Here is a 19,606-nt window from a genome sequence, read left to right on the forward strand (position 1 = left end):
CATCACTCCTCCGGACTCGCGAGCGCATTGACCGCCGCGGCGGTGATCGCCGACCCACCGCGCCGGCCGGTGACCGTGATGAATTCGAGGTCCTCCCGCGCCGCCAGCGCCGCGCAGGATTCGGCGGCGCCGACGAAACCGACCGGCGCACCCACGATCGCGGCCGGCCGGGGCGCACCGGCGTCGATCATGTCGAGCAATGCGAACAGTGCGGTGGGCGCATTGCCGATCGCAACCACCGCGCCGGCCAGGCTGGGCCGCCAGAACTCCAGGGCGGCTGCGGTTCGGGTGGTCCCGAGCCGGTCGGCGAGACTCGGCAGCGTCGGTTCGGACAGATGGCACCGCACTTCGTTGTCGGCGGGCAGACGCTTGCGGGTGATCCCGGAGGCGACCATCGACGCGTCACAGAGGATGGGCGCCCCACCGCGCAACGCCGTGCGCGCCGCGCGGACCACGCCGTCGGTCGCGACCACGTCGGCGGTGAGGTCGGTCTGGCCGCAGGCATGGATCATCCGGACCACCACTCCCGCCACGTCGGGTGCGAACGCGGACAGATCCGACTCCGCACGAATGGTGGCAAAGGACTGGCGATAGATCGCGGGGCCGTCACGCAGGTAGTCGGTCATGGTGCGCTAGAGCCTATCGACGGGCCGAGCGGTACTCGCCGTCGGGACCGGCCTGCACGAACCGGTGCGGCCCCGCCGGTGAACCGCAGCCGCGCGAGCAGCCCACCCAGTGCTCCCGGTCCTCGACGGGGTCGCCGGACCGCACCCGGACCAGCAGGTCATCCCGCACCGGGGCGTGCGACTTCGCGCAACCCGGCGCACCCACACAGCAGGTCACCCGCACCCAGGGCGACGACGAATCGAAGATGAGTCCCATCGGGGCGAGCACCCGCACCACCGTCTCGGCGACGCCCTCACCCAGATCGCACAGCAGGATCTCGCGGTCGGGGGTGAGCACGATCGGGGCGTCGACCGCGGCGAGGAATTCGGCGAGCCGGGCGGGCAGCCGGGCCAGTTCCACCACCGCGCCGAGCAGGACGCGCCCGTCGTCCTGCTCGAACCACCCGACGATCGGTGCCGTCGGCTCGGCAACGAGGGCGGCGCCGACCGCGGGCCTCAGGCGGGCGCGCACGCCGGATTCGAGCCGGGCGCGCTGCTCGTCGGCGAGGTCCGCGACGCGCCAGGCCGTCGGGTCGATCTCGAGCAGATCGAGTGCGGTGTCACACATCGCCGTCGCGATGGCCTCGACCCCGCGCGCCGAACCGAGACGCACACCGTCGACGACCACGTCGGCGACGATCGGATGATCCAGGCTCTGGTCATCGGGCGGCGCGTCGGGTGGCTCGACCTCGCGCGCGACCGCGCAGACGTCGGGTCGACGGGCGAGGACATCGCCGCGGCCGTCGTCGATGCCGAACAGGAAACGACCCGACAGGTTCGTGATGTGCGCGTCGGCGCGCAACCGGTCATCGAGGGCATCGGCCAGTGGGGACACGTCGTTCACCCCGCCGATCCGCCCGGTCAGCGGACTCACCTCGATGTTGCGGATCCGGTCGTGGGCGCTACTGGGTGCCAGCCCTGCCTCCACCACCGCCGCGGCGACCTTGTCGACGTCGCTGATACCCCGGATCTGCAGGTTCGCGCGCGCGGTCAGCTCGAGGAAGCCGTCAGCGTGATCGCCCGCGACCTGCGCCAGACGCTGCAACTGGTCGGGTCGCAGCCGCCCGCCGGGCAACCGGATGCGGGCCACCGCCCCGTCGGCGGCGGCATGGGTGCGCAACACCCCGGGACAGCGGTCGGTGGTGGTGCGACGGTCGGGTTCGGACACGTCGTCCAGGGTAGGCGCCCGCCGACACCGATCCGCCCGTGACTAGGCTGAACGCACCGAGGGCGGCAGAAGCCGGTGGGAGTCCGGCACGGTCGCGCCACTGTGACGGCTCGGTGAAGATGTCAGAGCCGAAGTCAGACCTGCACCCCTCGCCACCGCACACCGATCCACGCGGAGCCGCGACGGCTCCATGACGCACACCGGGCGCGCCTCCCGGCGAGGAGATCTGATGATCCTGCTGCTCTCGACCTCGGACACCGACCTCATCACCGCCGCTGCGAGTGGCGCGGACCTGCGTGGCGCCAATCCGTCCCGCATCCTCGTCGACGACGTCGATCAGTTGGCAACCGACGCGGACCTGATCGTCGTCCGCATCCTCGGTGGGGTGCGGGCCTGGGAGGAGGGGCTGGCCGCGGTTGCGGCGACAGGTAAACCGCTGGTGGTGTGCTCCGGTGAACAGCAGCCCGACCCCGACCTGATGGCGCGCTCGACGGTACCTGCGGGCGTGGTCGCCGAGGCCCACAACTATCTCGCGGCCGGCGGGGTGGAGAACTTCGTCAACCTGCACAACTTCCTGTCCGACACCGTCTTGTTGACCGGATGGGGTTTCGAACCGCCCCGGCAGACACCGGCCTGGGGTGTGCTGGACCGCGCCGCGGCGACGCACGCCGGTGACGAGCCGACGGTTGCGGTGCTCTACTACCGCGCCCAGCACCTGGCCGGCAACACCCGCTACGTCGAGGCCCTCTGCGACGCCCTGGAGGCGTACGGCGCGCGGGCGCTGCCGATCTTCTGCGCCTCGCTGCGCACCGCACCCGACGACCTGATCGAACTGCTCGGTACGGCCGACGCGCTCATCGTGACGGTCCTCGCGGCGGGCGGCGCGACCCCGGCCACGGCATCGGCCGGCGGCGACGACGACGCGTGGAACATCGAGCGACTGGCCGCACTGGACGTACCGATCCTGCAAGGCCTGTGCCTGACCGGTTCGCGTGCGGACTGGGCGGCCACCGACGACGGTTTGTCGCCGCTGGACGTGGCCACCCAGGTCGCGGTTCCGGAGTTCGACGGCCGCATCATCACCGTGCCGTTCTCGTTCAAGGAGTTCGACGACAACGGTCTGCCCTGGTATCAGCCCGACACCGAAAGGTGTGCGCGGGTGGCCGGTATCGCCGTGGCCCATGCCCGCCTGCGCCACACCGCACCCGGCGATCGCCGGGTCGCCCTGATGCTGTCGGCGTATCCGACCAAACACGCCCGCATCGGCAACGCGGTAGGACTCGACACCCCGCGCAGTCTGCTGCATCTGCTGGACGCCTTGCGCTCCGCGGGCTACGACATCGGGCCGGCCGACGGACCCGACGCCATCCCGGGCCTGGCCGAGGCCGACTCCGACGCACTGATCCACGCGATCATCGAGGCCGGGGGACAGGATTCGGACTGGCTCACCGAGGAAACACTGGCCGCCAACCCGATCCGGGTGTCGGCCGCGGACTATCGCCGGTGGTTCACCACGCTCCCGGCGGCGTTGCGTGCCGCCGTCGAGGGACACTGGGGTCCCGCCCCGGGCGAGTTGTTCGTGGACCGCTCGGCCAATCCAGACGGCGACATCGTGGTCGCGGCGATGCGGTTCGGCAACATCGTGCTGATGGTGCAGCCGCCGCGCGGCTTCGGGGAGAATCCGGTGGCGATCTACCACGATCCGGATCTGCCGCCGTCGCATCATTATCTGGCGTCCTACCGGTGGCTCACCGGCCGAGCACCCGGCGAGATCGACGGCTTCGGCACAGACGCGATCGTGCACGTGGGTAAGCACGGCAACCTGGAGTGGCTGCCCGGCAAGACGCTGGGCATGTCTGCCGAATGCGGTACCGACGCCGCGCTCGGTGATGTCCCGATGATCTATCCGTTCCTGGTCAACGATCCGGGGGAGGGCACCCAGGCCAAGCGTCGCGCGCACGCCGTCCTCGTCGACCACCTCATCCCGCCGATGGCGCGCGCCGAGTCCTATGGCGACATCTCCCGGCTCGAGCAGCTCCTCGACGAGCACGCCAACATCTCCGCACTGGATCCGGCCAAACTGCCGGCGATCCGCCAGCAGATCTGGACGCTGCTCACCGCGGCGAAGATGGATCACGATCTGGGTCTGACCGAACGCCCAGACGAGGACGTCTTCGACGACATGCTGCTGCACGTCGACGGCTGGTTGTGCGAGATCAAGGACGTCCAGATACGCGACGGGCTGCATGTGCTGGGGCAGGCGCCCGCCGACGACAACGAGGTCGATCTCGTCCTGGCGATGTTGCGCGCCCGGCAGTTGTGGGGTGGCAGCCAGGCGCTGCCAGGTCTGCGCGAGGCCCTCGGACTGACCGAGGACGGTTCGGCCGCGCGCGGCACGGTCGACGACATCGAGGCCACAGCTCGTGGCCTGGTCGCCACCTGCGCCAAGGGTGACTGGACTCCCGAGTCGATCGCCGCCGCCACCACCGATCATCCGGCCGCCGTCGCCGACATCCTCTCGTTCGCCGCGACCGAGGTGGTCCCGCGCCTGCGGCAGACCTCACGCGAGATCGACCAGGTCCTGCGCGCCCTCGACGGTCGGTTCATCGAGGCCGGTCCGAGCGGTTCGCCGCTGCGGGGCCTGATCAACGTGCTGCCGACCGGCCGGAACTTCTATTCGGTCGATCCCAAGGCGGTGCCGTCGCGGCTGGCCTGGGAGACCGGCCGGGCGCTGGCCGACTCCCTGCTGCAGCGCTACCTCGACGACCACGGCAGCTATCCCGCGTCGGTGGGCCTGTCGGTGTGGGGGACCAGCGCGATGCGCACCTCCGGCGACGACATCGCCGAGGTGCTCGCGTTGCTCGGCGTGATGCCGGTGTGGGATGAGGCCTCCCGGCGGGTGTCCGACCTGGAACTGATCCCGCTCGACGAACTGGACCGCCCGCGTATCGACGTCACCGTCCGTATCTCCGGGTTCTTCCGCGACGCCTTCCCGCACGTCGTCACGATGCTCGATGACGCAGTCGCGCTGGCCGCGTCCGCCGACGAGTCCGACGAGCAGAACTTCGTCGCCGCCCACGTACGGTCGGCGACCGCCGAGCACGGCGACCGGCGGCGGGCGCAGACCCGCATCTTCGGCTCCAAACCCGGCACCTACGGCGCCGGACTGCTCCAGTTGATCGACTCGCGCGAATGGCGCAGCGACGCCGATCTCGCCCAGGTGTACACCGAGTGGGGCGGGTACGCCTACGGCCGCGACCTCGCCGGAGTCCCGGCCGTCGATGACATGCGGGCGGCCTACCGACGGATTGCGGTCGCCGCGAAGAACACCGACACCCGCGAACACGACATTGCCGACTCCGACGACTATTTCCAGTATCACGGCGGTATGGTCGCCACGGTCCGCGCTTTGACCGGTAAGGATCCCGACGCCTACATCGGTGACAGCACCCGGCCGGACTCGGTGCGGACCCGCACATTGTCCGAGGAGACCAGCCGGGTGTTCCGGGCCCGGGTGGTCAATCCGCGTTGGATCGCCGCGATGCAACGGCACGGCTACAAGGGGGCATTCGAGATGGCGGCCACCGTGGATTATCTGTTCGGCTACGACGCCACCACCAATGTGGTGGCCGACTGGATGTACGAGAAGCTCACCGAGTCCTATGTCCTCGACGAGCGCAACCAGCAGTTCATGCAGCAATCCAACCCGTGGGCGCTGCACGGCATCGCCGAACGGTTACTCGAGGCGGTCGAACGCGACCTCTGGGAGCAGCCGCCCACCGAGATGCTCGATCAACTGCGGCAGGTGTACCTCCAGACCGAGGGCGACATCGAAGGGCGCGACAGCTGACAGCCGACGGCATCTGGAGATTTTCGACCGAATCGGGAGAAATCCGGCGCTCTGCGTCGTTGTACTGATCAGAGAGACCCACCGATCGACGATCGGAGCACGGATCGAGTCCCGGGAAGGCAGTGCTGAAGATGCGGATGCTGTATGTGATCGCCTACCTCGCGATCGAGATCGGCGCGTTCGTTGCGATGACCCACTTCCTCGGTCTCGGCTGGGCGGTGCTGATCACGCTCGGCGCGGTGGTCGCCGGTTTCGCGTTGCTGCAGCAGCAGGGACGCAAGGTGTTCGCCGAGCTGCGTCGCGCGTCGCGCAACGAGGTCGACCCGCGGGGACCGCTGACCGACACCGCGCTGCTGGCGGCCGCGACCCTGCTCATGGTGCTGCCGGGCGTCGTGTCCACGACGGTGGGTCTGATCCTGCTCGTCCCGCCGGTGCGGCGTGCCCTGCGGCCCGTGGTGGCCGCTGCCGGGGCGAAGAGTTTCGCCGCGAGCATGGACCGCGCCGGCCTGTATGCATCGGGCATCTACGTCCGCGGCGGCACCGTCGTCGACGGAACCGTGGTGGAGTCCGATGGCACCACCTGGACGCCGCCGTCGTCGAACGCAGGTGATCGCCGACTGCCGCGGGGCCACTGACCGAACATCGCCCGCGGCAGGGCACACTGGACCACCGTGACCACGGAATTGCTCCTCGGCGGGGCTGTCTATTCGCCATCCGCCCCCGACGCGACCGCGATGGCAGTGACCGACGGCGTCGTCGTCTGGGTGGGCAGTGACGACGTCGGCCGTGCCCTGCATCCGGATGCCCAGGTCATCGACCTCGGTGGCCGCTTCGTCGCTCCCGGATTCGTCGACTCACATGTCCATCTGACCTCCACCGGCCTCGCGCTGGCCGGGCTCACCCTCAACGACACCACCGACCGGTCGGATTGTCTGCGCCGCGTCGCCGAATACGCTGCGGGCACCGATGCGGGCGAACTGATCTGGGGCCTGGGCTGGGACGACTCGTCGTGGTCGGGGAACGATCCCGACGATCGTCGGTTTCCGACGACCAGCGAGATCGACGCCGTCGTGGGCAATCTGCCCACGTATCTGGCGCGGATCGATGAACACTCGGCGGTGGCGTCGAGCGCGCTCCGTCGTCTGGTGCCCGATCTTGCCGACGCCGTCGGCCATCACCCCGAGGAGCCGTTGGTCGCCGAGGCGCATCACCTGGTCCGGGGTGCGGCCCGCCAACTCGTCACCGCGGCACAGCGCGCGCGGGCCCAGCGCCGGGCGCTGGATCACGCTGCCGCCCACGGTGTGGTGGCGGTCCACGAGAACGGCGGACCCGACATCAGTGGACTCGACGATTTCCTCGCGCTCGGCGACCTCGGCCACCCGATGGAGGTCCGCCGCTACTGGGGTCAACCGGTGAGCAGCGCCGAACATGCACGCGAACTACTCGCCATCAGCCGCGCCGATGCGTTGGCCGGCGACTTGTTCATCGACGGCGCCTTCGGATCGCACACGGCGTGGCTGACCGAACCCTACGCCGACGAACCCGGCCATTGCGGGATCAGCTACCTGGATTACGAGACGATTCGCGACCACATCCGGGCCTGCACCGAGATCGGGGTCCAGGCCGGCTTCCATGTCATCGGCGACGGCGCCACCGCGTCGGTGGTGGCCGCCTTCGACGAGCTGGCCGCCGAACTCGGCACCCCCGCGCTGGCGCGGTGCGCGCACCGTCTGGAGCATGCGGAGATGGTGTCCGATGACCAGGCGGCCGTCCTCGCCCGCTGCGGCGTCATCGCCAGCATGCAACCGCTGTTCGACGCCGCCTGGGGCGGAAGTGGCGACCTCTACGAGCAGCGTCTGGGCCCCCAGCGGGCGGCGGGATTGAACGATTTCGCCGGCCATGCTCGGCACGGGGTCATCCTGGCGTTCTCGTCGGACGCTCCGGTCACCCCCATCGACCCGTGGTCATCGATCCGGGCGGCCGTCCATCACCATCAGCCGCGCAACGCGATCTCGGCCCGCGGTGCGTTCGCCGCCGCGACCCGGGGTGGATGGCGTGCGGCAGGCGTCAACGACGGGCTCACCGGCACCCTCGTGCCCGGCGCCCCGGCGAGCTACGCGGTGTGGGACATCGACGATCTGGTCGTCGCCGGGTCGCATGAGAGTGTGCAACGCTGGTCCACCGACCCGCGTTCGCGGGTCCCGGCGTTGCCCGACATCGCGCCCGAGGCCCGACTGCCCCGGTGCGTTCGCACGGTGCACCGCCACGAGGTGCTCTTCGACATCGGAGTCCTCGACGGCGGCGGCACGTGACGGCCGTCCGCGGATGGCAGCTCCGCTCCGATCGGGTGATCCTGCTGCTGCGGACATGCGTCGCCGCACTTGCCGGGATCGCCATGTGGGCGGCGTTCCCACCGCGCAATCTCTGGTTCCTGGCGGTGGTCTCCCTCGGCCTGCTGGCCGCGGTACTGGGTGGCGGACGTCCTCGCGCCCGCACCGGACTCTGGCTCGGGTTCGTGTTCGGGTTGGCGTTCTTCGTGCCGCTGCTGCCCTGGATCGGGGTCTACGTCGGGCCGTTGCCGTGGCTCGCCCTGGCCGGTGCGCTCTCGGTGTACACCGCGCTGTTCGGGTTGGTGGCGGTGATCAGCATGCGCCTACCGGTGCCGCCGATCTGGTTCACCCTGTCGTGGTTGTTGGTCGAGGCGGTGCGTTCGGCGTTTCCGTTCGGCGGTTTCCCCTGGGGACGGGCTGCGTTCAGCCAGGTCGACGGCCCGCTGTTGCCGCTGGCCTCGGTCGCGGGCGCCCCGGGACTCTCGGCTGCGGTCGCACTGTTGGGGGCGTCGACGGCATGGCTGTGTCAGGTGATGATCCGTGCGATCCGCGATGGCGAGCATCACGGTCGGCGAACCGTACGCACCGCGGCGATCGCCGTGGTGCTGGCCCTGATCGGTCCGGTGGCCGCCATCGCGCTGACACCGGACACCGTCGACCGCAATGTCGCGTCGTCGTCGGTGCGGGTGGCCGCCGTCCAGGGCAACGTCCCACGTCTCGGGCTGGACTTCAACGCCCAGCGCCGCGCCGTTCTCGACAATCATGTGCGTCAGACCGAACTCCTCGCGGCCGCGGTGCGGGCCGGTACCGCCGACCAACCCGATTTCGTGGCCTGGCCGGAGAACGCCTCGGACATCTCGCCGCTCACCAACCCGGACGCGGCGGCCGAGATCACCGCGGCATCGGTGTCGGTGGGCGCACCCATCCTGGTCGGCACCCTGGTGATGAATCCGGACGGCCGCCACACCAACACGGTGCTGGTGTGGGATCAGCAGCGCGGCCCCGTGGATCGGTATGACAAGCACATCATCCAGCCGTTCGGCGAGTATCTGCCGTGGCGTGGATTCTTCCGCCTGTTCTCGTCCTATGCGGATCTGGCGGGCGATTTCCGGCCGGGTTCGGGGTCCTCGACCCTCACCGTGCCGGGACGATCGGGCCCGGTCCAGGTCGGTGTGTCGACGTGTTGGGAGGTGGCCTTCGACCGGTCGGCGCGCAAGGCCGTCGACGACGGTGCCCAGATCCTCTATATCCCGACCAACAACGCGACGTTCGGCCGCACGGAGATGACATATCAACAGCTGGCGATGTCACAGGTACGCGCGGTTGAACACGGCCGGGCAACTGTGGTGGCCGCGACGAGCGGCGTCAGCGCGATCATCGACCCCGATGGGATGATCACCCAGGAGAGCGGGATTTTCACCCCCGCCGTGCTCTCGAGTCAACTACCGTTGCACGACGACCGCACCCTGGCGACCCGGTTGGGGGACTGGCCGATGACCGTGGCCGTGGTGATCTCGGTCATCGGGTTTTTGTTCGCACTGACGCGGCATACTAGGTTCTCTCTGAGGTCGTTGTCGCGCGTGTCGACAGACGGCGGCGCTGATCGGACGGCCCCGGCGCGGACGGCCCAGAATTGGACGGCGCAGGATTGAACCCCGCAGGATCGAACGCTGCGGGATCGAACGCTGCAAGATCGAACGCTTGCAGGATCGAACGCTGCAGGATTGGACGAGGAGCTCGGTGGCATTGGGTGAACCGGCAGCCGGTGACGAACGACCGGCAGAGAGCGCGGACGCGGCGGCGTCCGGCGTCGTCGGCAAGCGCGGCGAACGCGCACTGGTGGTGATCCCGACGTTCAACGAGCGGGAGAATCTGCCCGTCATCGTCGGACGCTTGCACGTGGCACTTCCCGGAAGCCATGTCCTCGTCGTCGACGACTCCAGTCCCGACGGCACCGGCGAGGTGGCCGACGGACTCGCCGCCGAGGACGCCGACGGCCGCATTCATGTGCTGCACCGGACCGAGAAGGACGGTCTCGGCAAGGCCTACCTGGCCGGCTTTGCGTGGGGACTCGATCGCGAATACGCCACGATCATCGAGATGGACGCCGACGGGAGTCACGCGCCCGAGCAGCTGCACCGCCTGCTCGACGCCGTCAACGCCGGGGCCGACCTGGTGATCGGTTCACGCTATGTTCCCGGCGGCCGCCTGGTGAACTGGCCGAGGCATCGCGAGCTGCTGTCTCGCGGAGCCAATACCTACGCCCGTCTTGCGCTGGGTGCCCGGGTCCACGACATCACCGCCGGCTTCCGTGCCTACCGCCGTGAGGTGTTGGACAAGATCGAACTCGACACGGTCGAGTCGGCGGGCTACTGCTTCCAGATCGATCTCGCGTGGCGGGCCGTGCGCGCCGGGTTCGACGTCCGCGAGGTACCGATCACCTTCACCGAACGCGAGATCGGGGAGTCGAAGATGAGCGGCGGCGTGATGACCGAGGCATTTCTGATGGTGGCACGGTGGGGACTCCAGAGCCGTCTGGAACGATTCGGTCGTCGGAGCCGTTGACGTACGACGACGGCCGGGTGAGATATCACCCGGCCGTCGGTCACATCTGCGGTGCCCCGATCAGTTCGTGACGCCCTTCCGTCGCTGCTTGAGCAACTCCAGACGCTCGTTGAGCAGCACTTCGAGTTCTTCCTCCGAACGGCGCTCGAGCAACATGTCCCAGTGGGTGCGGGGCGGCTTGGTCTTCTTCTCTTCGGGCTCGGCACCTTCGAGGATGGTGCCCTCCATACCGTTCTTGCACGGCCACTTCGACGGCACCTCGGCGTCGTCGGCGAACGGGACGTCGAAGATCTCACCGTTGTCGGTGCGGTACTGGACGATCCGTCGTGGTGCGAGGTCGTGATCGCGATCGGTCTCGTAGCTCACCGCACCGAGTCGGCTACCTCGTAGCACTCGATCTGCCATTGACTTTCCTCTCAACATCTCGTCGGGCGTCGGTCACAACCCAGGCGCCGACGGCCACATCGGTGGACGCCGCCCCGAACTGATCCGGCGCTGAACACGGCTATTCTACGCGTCCCGTCGCAATCGGCCGGGACGCCACATCCCACACCCTGCGGTCACGTCCCACAACCTGGTGGGGGCACCGGTACGGTCTAGTCCGTGGACGACCCCCGCAGACGGCCGTATTCGTGTGCTTGGTGCGGACGCAGCATGATCGACTCCGATCTCGGTCGGCGCCGGAAGTACTGCAAGCGGTCATGTCGGCAACGCGCCTATGAGCAACGAGCGCTCACCCAGGGTACTTCTATTCCCCACGACGCGGTGATCCTCACCGCAGCCGAGGCCGATGCCTTCGGCGACCGCATGTTCGCGCTCCGCTGCGCCGCCGAGGACCTGGTCACGGCGGTGGCCGAGCGTGCCGACACCCCGACGCTGCAATCGCTGACCGACGATCTGCTCGGTCTGGCGCGCGAAGCCGAGCGACTGCGGTGATCGTCCGCGTCTTCGGGTTCTCGGTGATCGTCAGCCTGTCCGCCCTGGCCGTCGCGTTCCTGTACCGAGGCTGGACGGGCCTGGCACTGTGCGCGATCCTCGGCATCCTCGAGGTGTCGTTGTCGTTCGACAACGCGGTGATCAACGCGACCGTGCTCGAGCGGATGAGTCGCTTCTGGCAACAGATGTTCCTGACGGTCGGCATCGTGATCGCGGTGTTCGGCATGCGCCTGCTGTTTCCCCTGGCCATCGTCTGGATCACCGGCGGGCTCGCCCCGGTCGAGGCCTTTCGGCTCGCAATGAATCCGCCGCCCGACGGTGCCGACCACTTCGCCGACGGCAGACCGAGTTACGAGGCGATCCTGTTGGCGGCCCATCCGCAGATCGCCGCCTTCGGCGGCATGTTCCTGCTGCTGCTGTTCCTCAATTTCGTGCTCGGCAATCGCGGCCTGACGTGGCTGTCGTGGATCGAGCGGCCGCTGGGTCAGTTGGGTCGCCTCGATCAGCTTGCCGTGGTGATCGCGCTGGTGATCCTGGTGGTCGCGGCCGAATACCTGACACCGGACAGCACCCGGGCCACAGTGTTGATCTCCGGCATCCTCGGCGCCGTCACCTATCTGCTCGTCGATGGGCTCAGCTCGTTGTTTCAGCGCCGGCAGCCGGGTGGTCCCGACACTTCGTCGGTTCCCGGGCCGCCCGACGGGGATTGCGCGGATCGCACGGACATGCAACACGGTGAGATCCGGAGCGGCGAACCCGCCCGCGCGCGCCACCGTCCGGCTCCCATCGCTGCGGCGGTGGGGAAGGCGGGGTTCTTCCTGTTCCTCTACCTCGAAGTGCTCGACGCGTCGTTCTCCTTCGACGGCGTCATCGGCGCATTCGCCATCACCCCGGATCCGATCCTGATCGCGCTCGGTTTGGGTTTCATCGGCGCCATCTTCGTCCGCTCGATCACCATCTATCTCGTCCGCCAGGGCACGTTGGGTCAGTACCGCTACCTGGAGCACGGCGCCCACTGGGCGATCGGGGCACTCGCGGTCATCCTCCTGGTGAGCATCCGGGTCGAGATCAACGAGGTCGTCACGGGGCTGATCGGGGTGGCGTTCATCGGTGCATCGCTGGCGAGCAGTGTGCGCGCCAACCGTCGCGACGGACGCCACGCGCACCACGAGGCCGTACGGACACACTGACCGATCGGGACCGGCAGCGATGAATAGACTGGGCGGCGTGACGCGGACCGATGACGCCGGCGACAAGGACCGCGATGGGGCCGCGGCTGCGGATTCTGTCAGGCCCGAAGCGGCCACGTCCCGGCCGCGCAGCTCCGGCCCCGCGCGCCGGGCCGCGGATGCGTTGGCCCGCTCCGACGCCAACACCGGAGCGGTACGGGCCGCGCGGGCAGCACGCGGGCTTCTCCCCACCTCACCGCCGCGCTCCGGTGACCGGACCTCGGATCGACTGACCCGCCTGATCAACGAGTCACGGCCGGAACAGCCCAGTGTCATCCGGGAACTCGGCCTGGGCGCGCTGCAGGTGTGGCAGACGTTGCTGGCCCGGCGCGGCAGCCCGGTCAGGGACACAGCGCGGTACCCGCCACCATCCTGTTCACCGATCTGGTCGGGTTCTCCACCTGGGCGCTCGACGCCGGTGACGATCAGGTCCTGCGGCTGCTGGCCGACGTGAACTCGGTGACCGAATCGGTTGTGACCGCCCGTGGCGGCAGCGTGGTGAAATACCTCGGCGACGGCACGATGGCGGTGTTCCTGGACGGGACCGAGGCCATCGAAGCCGACTACGAGGCCATCTGCGCGGTGAGTGCACTGACAATCGACGGCTACCGACCCCAACTGCGCGCCGGATTGCACACCGGTAACCCGCGAGCGGTCGGTGACGATTTCATCGGGGTCGACGTCAACATCGCGGCGCGGGTGGCCGATGCTGCCGGCCCCGGGGAGCTGCTCGTCAGCGACGCGACCCTGACGGCTGCCGACGCAGGTCGCCATCACCATCGCAGGCGGCGGTTCAAGGCCAAGGGGGTACCACGTGATCTCGTGGTGTTCGCCGCTGTGCCGCGCTACGAGAAGTGAGTGACGTTAACGAAATATCTCGCGCCGCCGCACTTTTGGACGTTTCGGCGGGTATGTCCGATTGACCCGGGGCCACCATGCGACATTAACGTCCCGTTTGTACGAGGTGGTGGCACAGGACGCAAACCGAGGGCACAATATTGGCGACAGCCGTCGGGCGGCCTGGTGTTGAACAGTCAGCGCACGGACGGATTCCTCGACAGTTCCGAGCACGATTCCCCAGGGGCAGAGTGACCAGTGCACAACAAGCAGCAACGCGACACCCAGCATGACAAGCGGCAGCAGATGATCGACTTCGAGACGTCCTGGTACCAGCTCGGCGGCGGATCCTCGAGTGCGATCTCCGAACGTTTCGGGCTCTCCGATCGGGAGTTCTTCGGCGAGGTCGACCGTATCGTCACAGATGACCCGCCCGCGACGCTGACCTCCGGTGAACTTCGCCGCATGCGAGGCGTGATCCGCCGGCGACTGTGGATGGCCCGCTGAATCGACTCCTCGGTCGATTTTCACCCGAGGGTGTCGACGTGGTCGCTGTCACACGCTAATCTGACTACGCAAGTCCTCAGAATGGGGGCACTCGTCGTGAGACGAGTCAGAACGCGTGGAGGTCCGACATGACAATCACCCAGCCGTCCCCAGTGGTGGCCGACGAACCGGTGATATCGCACGGCGACGACGAGATCGAACTCATCTCCCCGGATTCGCTCACCGCCGAACTCGTCGGCCGGTATACCTTCCTGCCGGTCAACGGTGCGGCATTCGTGATGCAGGTGATGCATCCGGTCATCGGTGACGTCGTGGGCAAGTACTCCGTGTTCCGTACCGACCCGATGGGGCGGGCCGTCCGGTCGATCGACTCGGTCATGCGCTGGGTGTACGGCGGGCAGGAGGCAATCGAAGAGGGCAAACGACTGCGACGGATGCATCAACCGCTGCAGATGCGCAACGCCGAGGGCAAGCACATCAGCGCGCTCAACCCCGAGGCCTATCAATGGGTGATCGGCACCGCCTTCCCGACGTCGGTCGCAGCGGCACCACTCGTCCTGGGTCGTGAGTTCACATCCGCAGAGGAAGAGGAGGTGTACCGCGACAACGTCCGGATCGCCAAGATCGTGCAGGTGCCGATGAAGGGGTTCCCGCAGACGATCGAGGAGTTCACGCCCTACTTCGACAACATGATCGACAATGTCCTGGTCGCTCACCCGACTGCGTTGGAACTGGTCCGGCAGATGCAGACGGCGCCGCGGCTCGACAGGGCCGTCCCGAAGCCCATGGTCCGGTTTGCGAACACCGTCGCGCGGTACGCCTCGGTTCCCGCGCAGAAACTCAACTATCTGACGACCGTCGGAGTGATGGACCCGCGCATCCGCGAGATCCTCGGCATCACCTGGACCGACGGTGAACAGCGTGAGTTGGAACGCATCCACACCGCGATCCGTGCCGCGTATCGTGTTCTGCCCGAGCGCCTGACGTACTTCCCGTTGGCCTACCATGCGCGCCGCCAGCACGACCAGATCATGAAGATGAAGGCTCGGGAGGGCTCCGGGGCGGCCTACAAGGTGGCCGGCGCCGCACACTGATTGCGCCGGCGGGCCTCTACACTTGCAGGGTGCCGTTCTCCGACGACGACCTCGAGGCGTTCTATCGCGAGATCGAGAAGCGCACCGACGCACGCGGTTCGGGCCGTCGGACACGGCCTGAACCGCCGGCGACCGGTGCCGGCGGCGAGCCGTCGGACACCTCGGCGTTCACGGACTCGGCGTTCACGGACTCGGAACTCGAGAGTTTCTACCGGGAGGTCGAGGCCCGCACGGCGGCGACGCCGCGACGGCGTCCCCGGCGGACCGCAGAGTCGAAGCGGTCGTCGAAGTCCTGTCCCACCCCGGACAAGGTCGCCTTCGCCTCGGATGTGCTGGCCCGTCAGGGCATCGTCGCCGTGCGCCGTCACGCCGGCCCCGGACCGACGTTGCGATGCTATGAATGTGTCTGCGGCGCATGGCACATCACCAGCAGGCAGCGGCCGTGAGTGGCTCACCGCCGCGTGGCGTCGAGATCGACCTCGCCACCTCGGACGTCGATGCGACCTGCGCTGCCTACCTGCGGCTCTTGGGCCGGGCGACGGGCGATGCGCTCGTATTCGGCAACGGATCGCTCCGCGTCCGCGCCGGTGGAGATCACCGCGTGTCCTTCGGCGTCGACGACCTCATCGCCGCGCAGCGACTGATGGGGCGACGGGGCCTCGACCCGGGCGAGCCGGTCGGGGTGAGCTCCGGTGTCGGCTCCCGACCGACCCCGCACTCCGACCTCGACGCGATCGACCACCTCGTGTTCACGGCACCTACGCGTGATCGTGCGCTCGCCCTCTTCGGCGCCACCCTGGGTCTCGACTTCCGCCTCGACCGCGCCATCGGCGGTGACGCTCGTCAACTGTTCTTCCGCGCCACCGATCTCGTCGTCGAGGTGGTGGTGGGGCCCGACCCGCAGCCGGCCGCGCAGTGTGTGCTGTGGGGTCTGGCGTGGTCGGCTCCGGACATCGAGGCCACCCACCACCGGCTCACCGCCGCAGGGATGCCGGTCAGCGAGATCAGGGTCGGCCGAAAGCCGGGCACCCGCGTGTTCACCGTCCGCGAGCCCGAACTGGCGACGCGCACCGTGGTGATCGGCCCGACCTGACGGCGCCGCGACGAGCACCGCCCGGGAGATGGACGGCCGAACCGACGACCAGCGAGCCCGGTTCCGCTGGTCCACGCCTGACTCGCGTCGCTGCGTGCAGCCCAGACCTCCTGAAGCCCAGACCTCCTGAAGCCCAGACCTCCTGAAGCCCAGACCTCCTAGATGCCAGACCTCCTAGTTGCCAGACCAACCGGTGTCGTCCGCGGTCGCTGACGCGGGATCGCGGATGCCTCGATAGATCCCGCGGCGCACGATCCACGGCTGCAGGAGCGTGTCGATCGACCATGTGGGGAAGCGGAACGGCCGCCCGCCGGGGGTGAAGACCTCCAGGCCGTCGCGCTGGACCCCGAGGACCGACCCCCAGCGGCGATGGCGAGGTCGATAGTGGCGCCGGTGCCCCCCGCGCAGCGTGGCCCGCACGTTGTGCGCCATCAGCCGGTCGGCCCGATTGCGCGCCGAATTGCGCAGCGGATCGGTCGCCGCGACGTCGCCGACGGCGAAGATCCGGTCCTGGCCGACGACGCGGAGGTCGGATTCGACACGAACGAATCCGTGTTCGTCGAGCAGATCGCCAGGAAGCCACTCGGTGTTCGGGCGTACCGCTCCGATGGCCCACACGACGGCATCGGCGGATGCGGGTGGCTGCCCGGTGGTCCAGTGCACCGGGCCGGTGCCGATCCGGTCGATACCGGAGTCGCAGGGGAGTTCGGCCCGATGGCCGGAATGCATCTCCACACCGAGCCCGTCGAGCCGTGACCGCACATGCTGCCAGACCCGGGGATGATGGGCGGGTAGCGCTCGCGCCCCCGGGAAGTACAGTCGCACGTTCTTGGCGGGCCACACCGCCGCGATGTTGGCGGCGCTGCTGACCGCGGCCGCACCACCGCCGATCACCGCCACGCTGGTCGCGCCGTCGAGACTGGTGTGTGTCTCGCCGAGCTCGCGGTCGATGTCCGTCGTGGTCTGCAGCGTCGGTTGCCGCCAGAATCCGTTACGCACACCCGTCGAGATCACCAGTACGTCGTAGGGTTCGGCGACAACCGAACCGTCGCCGAGCGCGACGTCCACGCGGGCGCGCGCGGTGTCGAGGCCGACGAGGCTGCCGTGGACGGTGCGCACCCGGTCCAGCCCGCGGAAGCGGTCGAACGAGATCCAATGGTCGCGGACCCACGCGTCGGGTCGGGAGATCCGGGTGCCCAGTTCCTGCCCGCTCAGCAGCCCGGGTTTCGACGAGATGCCGACCACATCGCAGTGCGGCCGGGAACCCAACCAGGGCAGCGGGATCGGTGATCGGCCCCGCGCGAGGTGGATCGCGGTCAGCAGCCCGCTGTCACCCATACCGGCGATCACGACACGCGGACGGGCCCGGTGGTCGGTCACCGGCGGCTCCGCACGGAGCCGCCCGCGCGCGGCGGCCGTAGCACGAATCGCGGAACCCGGTCGATCACCGCCTGATATCCGGGTCGGCGGGCGAGGCTGCGCCGCTCCATCAGCGGGATGCTCGCACCCTCGAAGAGTGCGAGCATCGCCGCGGCACCGATGAACAGCCACCAGGCATCCGCCGGGGAGGCCGCCACCCCGAACAGCGCGATCGCGAACCAGAACGAGAACTCACCGAAGTAGTTCGGATGACGCGACCATCCCCAGACACCGTGATCCATCACCTCGCCGGCACGAGCCGACCGGACGAATCGGCGCAACTGCCCGTCGGCGATCGTCTCGAGGGTGATGGCGGCCATCCCGACCAGAAACGCCACGACGACCAGCCACATCGGCCCCGCAGCGGGACGTGTCACGGCCACGTAGGCAGGGATCATCCCGGCGAACACCTGCAGCGTCGGGATCACGTGGATGGCGAAGAGATCCACCGGCAGTTCCCACCGACCGGCATCATCCCGCAGCTGTGCGTAGCGCCAGTCCTCGTGGTGCAGACCGGGAAACGTGCTCACCCAGTTGGCGGTGAGCCGGATCGCCCACACCGACACCATCGCGAACAGCAGCCAGGTGCGCACATCGTCGATGCCGAAGTCACCACGGCACCACCAGTACACGAGCAGCAGCGGCGGGATCACGCTCCAGTACGCGTCGTAGAAGCTGCTGTTGTGGTGATACCGGCTGAACCCGAAGATGACCACGGTGGCCAGCAGGTCGGCGATCAGCGTGTCGAGCCACAGCGCGTCGGTGGCGGGACCCCAGGCCAACCAGAGCGCGGCCACCGCTACCGCCACCAGGTAGGCGATCGCGACGCGGGCGAGTCCGGCGACCCGACGCGACGGTGTGTGCGTGGACATCGACGATCTCAGATGAGCGTCGCCAGTTGCTCGATCTCGGCCACACTGCCCGGGGACACCAGCATCATGGTGACACCGGCGGCCGCCCACCGCTTGACCTCCGAACGCACGTGGTCGAGGTCACCGACGATCGCGGAATCCGCCACCACCTCGTCGGGTATCACCTGCGCGGCCTGATCCTTGCGGTTGCTGCGGAACAGGGCGGTTACCTCGTCGACCACGTCGGCATAGCCCATCCGCCGATACACCTCGGCATGGAAGTTGGTGTCCTCGCTGCCCATCCCGCCCATGTAGAGCGCGAGAAACGGTTTGATGGCCTCGTAGGTGGCGGCGCGGTCGTCGGTGACGACGATCTGGGCAGTGGCGCAGATCTCGAAGTCCGCGCGGGAGCGGCGCGCCCCGGGCCGTGCGAACCCCTCGTCGAGCCACTCGTTGTAGGTGTCGGCGAGACGCGGTGTGTAGAACAGCGGCAGCCACCCGTCGGCGATCTCGGCGGCCAGGGCGATGTTCTTGGGCCCTTCGGCGCCCAGCATCACCGGGATGTCGGGACGCAGCGGATGGGTGATCGGCTTGAGCGGCTTACCCAATCCGCTGCTGTCCGCGCCGGTCAGTGGCAGTGGGTAGTGCGGTCCGCTGCTGGTGACCGGTGCCTCGCGGGCCCACACCTGGCGCATGATGTCGATGTACTCCCGGGTGCGCGCGAGCGGTTTGGCGAATCGTTGGCCGTACCATCCTTCGACGACCTGGGGACCGGACACCCCGAGCCCGACGATGTGGCGGCCGCCGGACAGGTGATCGAGAGTCAGTGCGGCCATGGCGCACGCGGTCGGGGTGCGAGCTGACAGTTGCAGCACCGATGTGCCCAGCCGGACCCGTTCGGTGGCCGAGCCCCACCACGCCAGTGGGGTGTACGCATCCGACCCCCACGCCTCGGCGGTGAAGATGCTGTCGAATCCGGCGGCCTCGGCGGCGGCGACCAATTCGGCGTGGTTGGTCGCCGGCTGTGCACCCCAATATCCCAGCTGTAGCCCGAGTTTCATG

The 19,606-nt window shown here is 68.6% G+C and carries 17 protein-coding genes and 1 pseudogene; 12 read left to right on the forward strand and 6 right to left on the reverse strand.

Annotated features, from left to right (window positions below; all coding sequences use genetic code 11):
* Positions 1–2 precede the first annotated feature (2 nt).
* Positions 3–626, reverse strand: a complete 624-nt coding sequence (locus tag NWF22_RS22450) for a precorrin-8X methylmutase (protein WP_160902312.1) — start codon at positions 624–626, stop codon at positions 3–5.
* 13 nt (positions 627–639) lie between these two features.
* Entirely contained in the window at positions 640–1,833 is a 1,194-nt protein-coding gene (locus NWF22_RS22455) for a ferredoxin-like domain-containing protein (RefSeq protein WP_160902311.1), read from the reverse strand.
* Between the two features lie 229 nt (positions 1,834–2,062).
* Here NWF22_RS22455 and cobN point away from each other — a divergent pair, with 229 nt between their 5' ends.
* The 5 genes from cobN (at position 2,063) to NWF22_RS22480 (ending at position 10,578) form a co-directional block, all read left to right on the forward strand.
* Positions 2,063–5,683 carry a cobaltochelatase subunit CobN gene (cobN, locus tag NWF22_RS22460; RefSeq protein WP_160902310.1) on the forward strand — a complete coding sequence of 1,207 codons (3,621 nt, stop codon included), beginning with the start codon at positions 2,063–2,065 and terminating at the stop codon, positions 5,681–5,683.
* 131 nt (positions 5,684–5,814) lie between these two features.
* Positions 5,815–6,318, forward strand: coding sequence for an FxsA family protein (locus NWF22_RS22465; protein ID WP_160902781.1), 504 nt, complete (start codon positions 5,815–5,817; stop codon positions 6,316–6,318).
* Between the two features lie 36 nt (positions 6,319–6,354).
* Positions 6,355–7,995, forward strand: a complete 1,641-nt coding sequence (locus tag NWF22_RS22470; protein WP_160902309.1) for an amidohydrolase — start codon at positions 6,355–6,357, stop codon at positions 7,993–7,995.
* Between the two features lie 83 nt (positions 7,996–8,078).
* Positions 8,079–9,665 carry an apolipoprotein N-acyltransferase gene (lnt, locus tag NWF22_RS22475; protein ID WP_160902780.1) on the forward strand — a complete coding sequence of 529 codons (1,587 nt, stop codon included), beginning with the start codon at positions 8,079–8,081 and terminating at the stop codon, positions 9,663–9,665.
* 88 nt (positions 9,666–9,753) lie between these two features.
* A complete protein-coding gene (locus tag NWF22_RS22480) occupies positions 9,754–10,578 on the forward strand; it encodes a polyprenol monophosphomannose synthase (RefSeq protein ID WP_160902308.1) in 825 nt (274 codons plus the stop codon).
* 60 nt (positions 10,579–10,638) lie between these two features.
* Here the strand turns inward: NWF22_RS22480 and NWF22_RS22485 are convergent, their stop codons facing one another.
* On the reverse strand, positions 10,639–10,983 hold the full coding sequence (locus NWF22_RS22485) for an RNA polymerase-binding protein RbpA (RefSeq protein WP_160902307.1): 345 nt from the start codon (positions 10,981–10,983) through the stop codon (positions 10,639–10,641).
* A gap of 249 nt (positions 10,984–11,232) precedes the next feature.
* On the opposite strand from NWF22_RS22485, the gene NWF22_RS22490 reads away from it, so the two are divergent.
* The 7 genes and pseudogenes from NWF22_RS22490 (at position 11,233) to NWF22_RS22520 (ending at position 16,274) form a co-directional block, all read left to right on the forward strand.
* On the forward strand, positions 11,233–11,514 hold the full coding sequence (locus NWF22_RS22490) for a hypothetical protein (protein ID WP_202398591.1): 282 nt from the start codon (positions 11,233–11,235) through the stop codon (positions 11,512–11,514).
* Complete coding sequence (locus NWF22_RS22495; protein WP_160902305.1) at positions 11,511–12,704, forward strand: DUF475 domain-containing protein; 1,194 nt, start codon at positions 11,511–11,513, stop codon at positions 12,702–12,704. Before NWF22_RS22490 ends, NWF22_RS22495 begins: the two co-directional genes overlap by 4 nt.
* A 19-nt stretch (positions 12,705–12,723) precedes the next feature.
* A pseudogene (locus NWF22_RS24600) lies at positions 12,724–13,601 on the forward strand (adenylate/guanylate cyclase domain-containing protein).
* 285 nt (positions 13,602–13,886) lie between these two features.
* Entirely contained in the window at positions 13,887–14,087 is a 201-nt protein-coding gene (locus NWF22_RS22505) for a hypothetical protein (RefSeq protein WP_160902779.1), read from the forward strand.
* 128 nt (positions 14,088–14,215) lie between these two features.
* A complete protein-coding gene (locus NWF22_RS22510; protein ID WP_160902304.1) occupies positions 14,216–15,181 on the forward strand; it encodes an oxygenase MpaB family protein in 966 nt (321 codons plus the stop codon).
* A 29-nt stretch (positions 15,182–15,210) separates the two neighbouring features.
* A complete protein-coding gene (locus NWF22_RS22515; protein WP_202398590.1) occupies positions 15,211–15,627 on the forward strand; it encodes a hypothetical protein in 417 nt (138 codons plus the stop codon).
* On the forward strand, positions 15,597–16,274 hold the full coding sequence (locus tag NWF22_RS22520; protein ID WP_160902303.1) for a VOC family protein: 678 nt from the start codon (positions 15,597–15,599) through the stop codon (positions 16,272–16,274). The genes NWF22_RS22515 and NWF22_RS22520 overlap by 31 nt, the downstream gene beginning before the upstream one ends.
* Positions 16,275–16,448: 174 nt before the next feature.
* On the opposite strand, the gene NWF22_RS22525 is transcribed toward NWF22_RS22520, so the two are convergent.
* From NWF22_RS22525 to NWF22_RS22535, 3 genes are read right to left on the reverse strand one after another with little or no spacing between them, the layout of a single operon-like run.
* The gene (locus NWF22_RS22525; RefSeq protein ID WP_202398638.1) at positions 16,449–17,612 is read right to left on the reverse strand and encodes an FAD-dependent oxidoreductase; all 1,164 of its coding nucleotides are present in this window, start codon (positions 17,610–17,612) and stop codon (positions 16,449–16,451) included.
* Between the two features lie 38 nt (positions 17,613–17,650).
* On the reverse strand, positions 17,651–18,565 hold the full coding sequence (locus tag NWF22_RS22530; protein WP_160902302.1) for a DUF1295 domain-containing protein: 915 nt from the start codon (positions 18,563–18,565) through the stop codon (positions 17,651–17,653).
* Between the two features lie 8 nt (positions 18,566–18,573).
* A complete protein-coding gene (locus NWF22_RS22535; protein WP_160902301.1) occupies positions 18,574–19,605 on the reverse strand; it encodes an LLM class F420-dependent oxidoreductase in 1,032 nt (343 codons plus the stop codon).
* Position 19,606 lies beyond the last annotated feature (1 nt).

It is taken from the genome of Gordonia mangrovi (assembly GCF_024734075.1).
GTDB classification, from domain to species: domain Bacteria; phylum Actinomycetota; class Actinomycetes; order Mycobacteriales; family Mycobacteriaceae; genus Gordonia; species Gordonia mangrovi.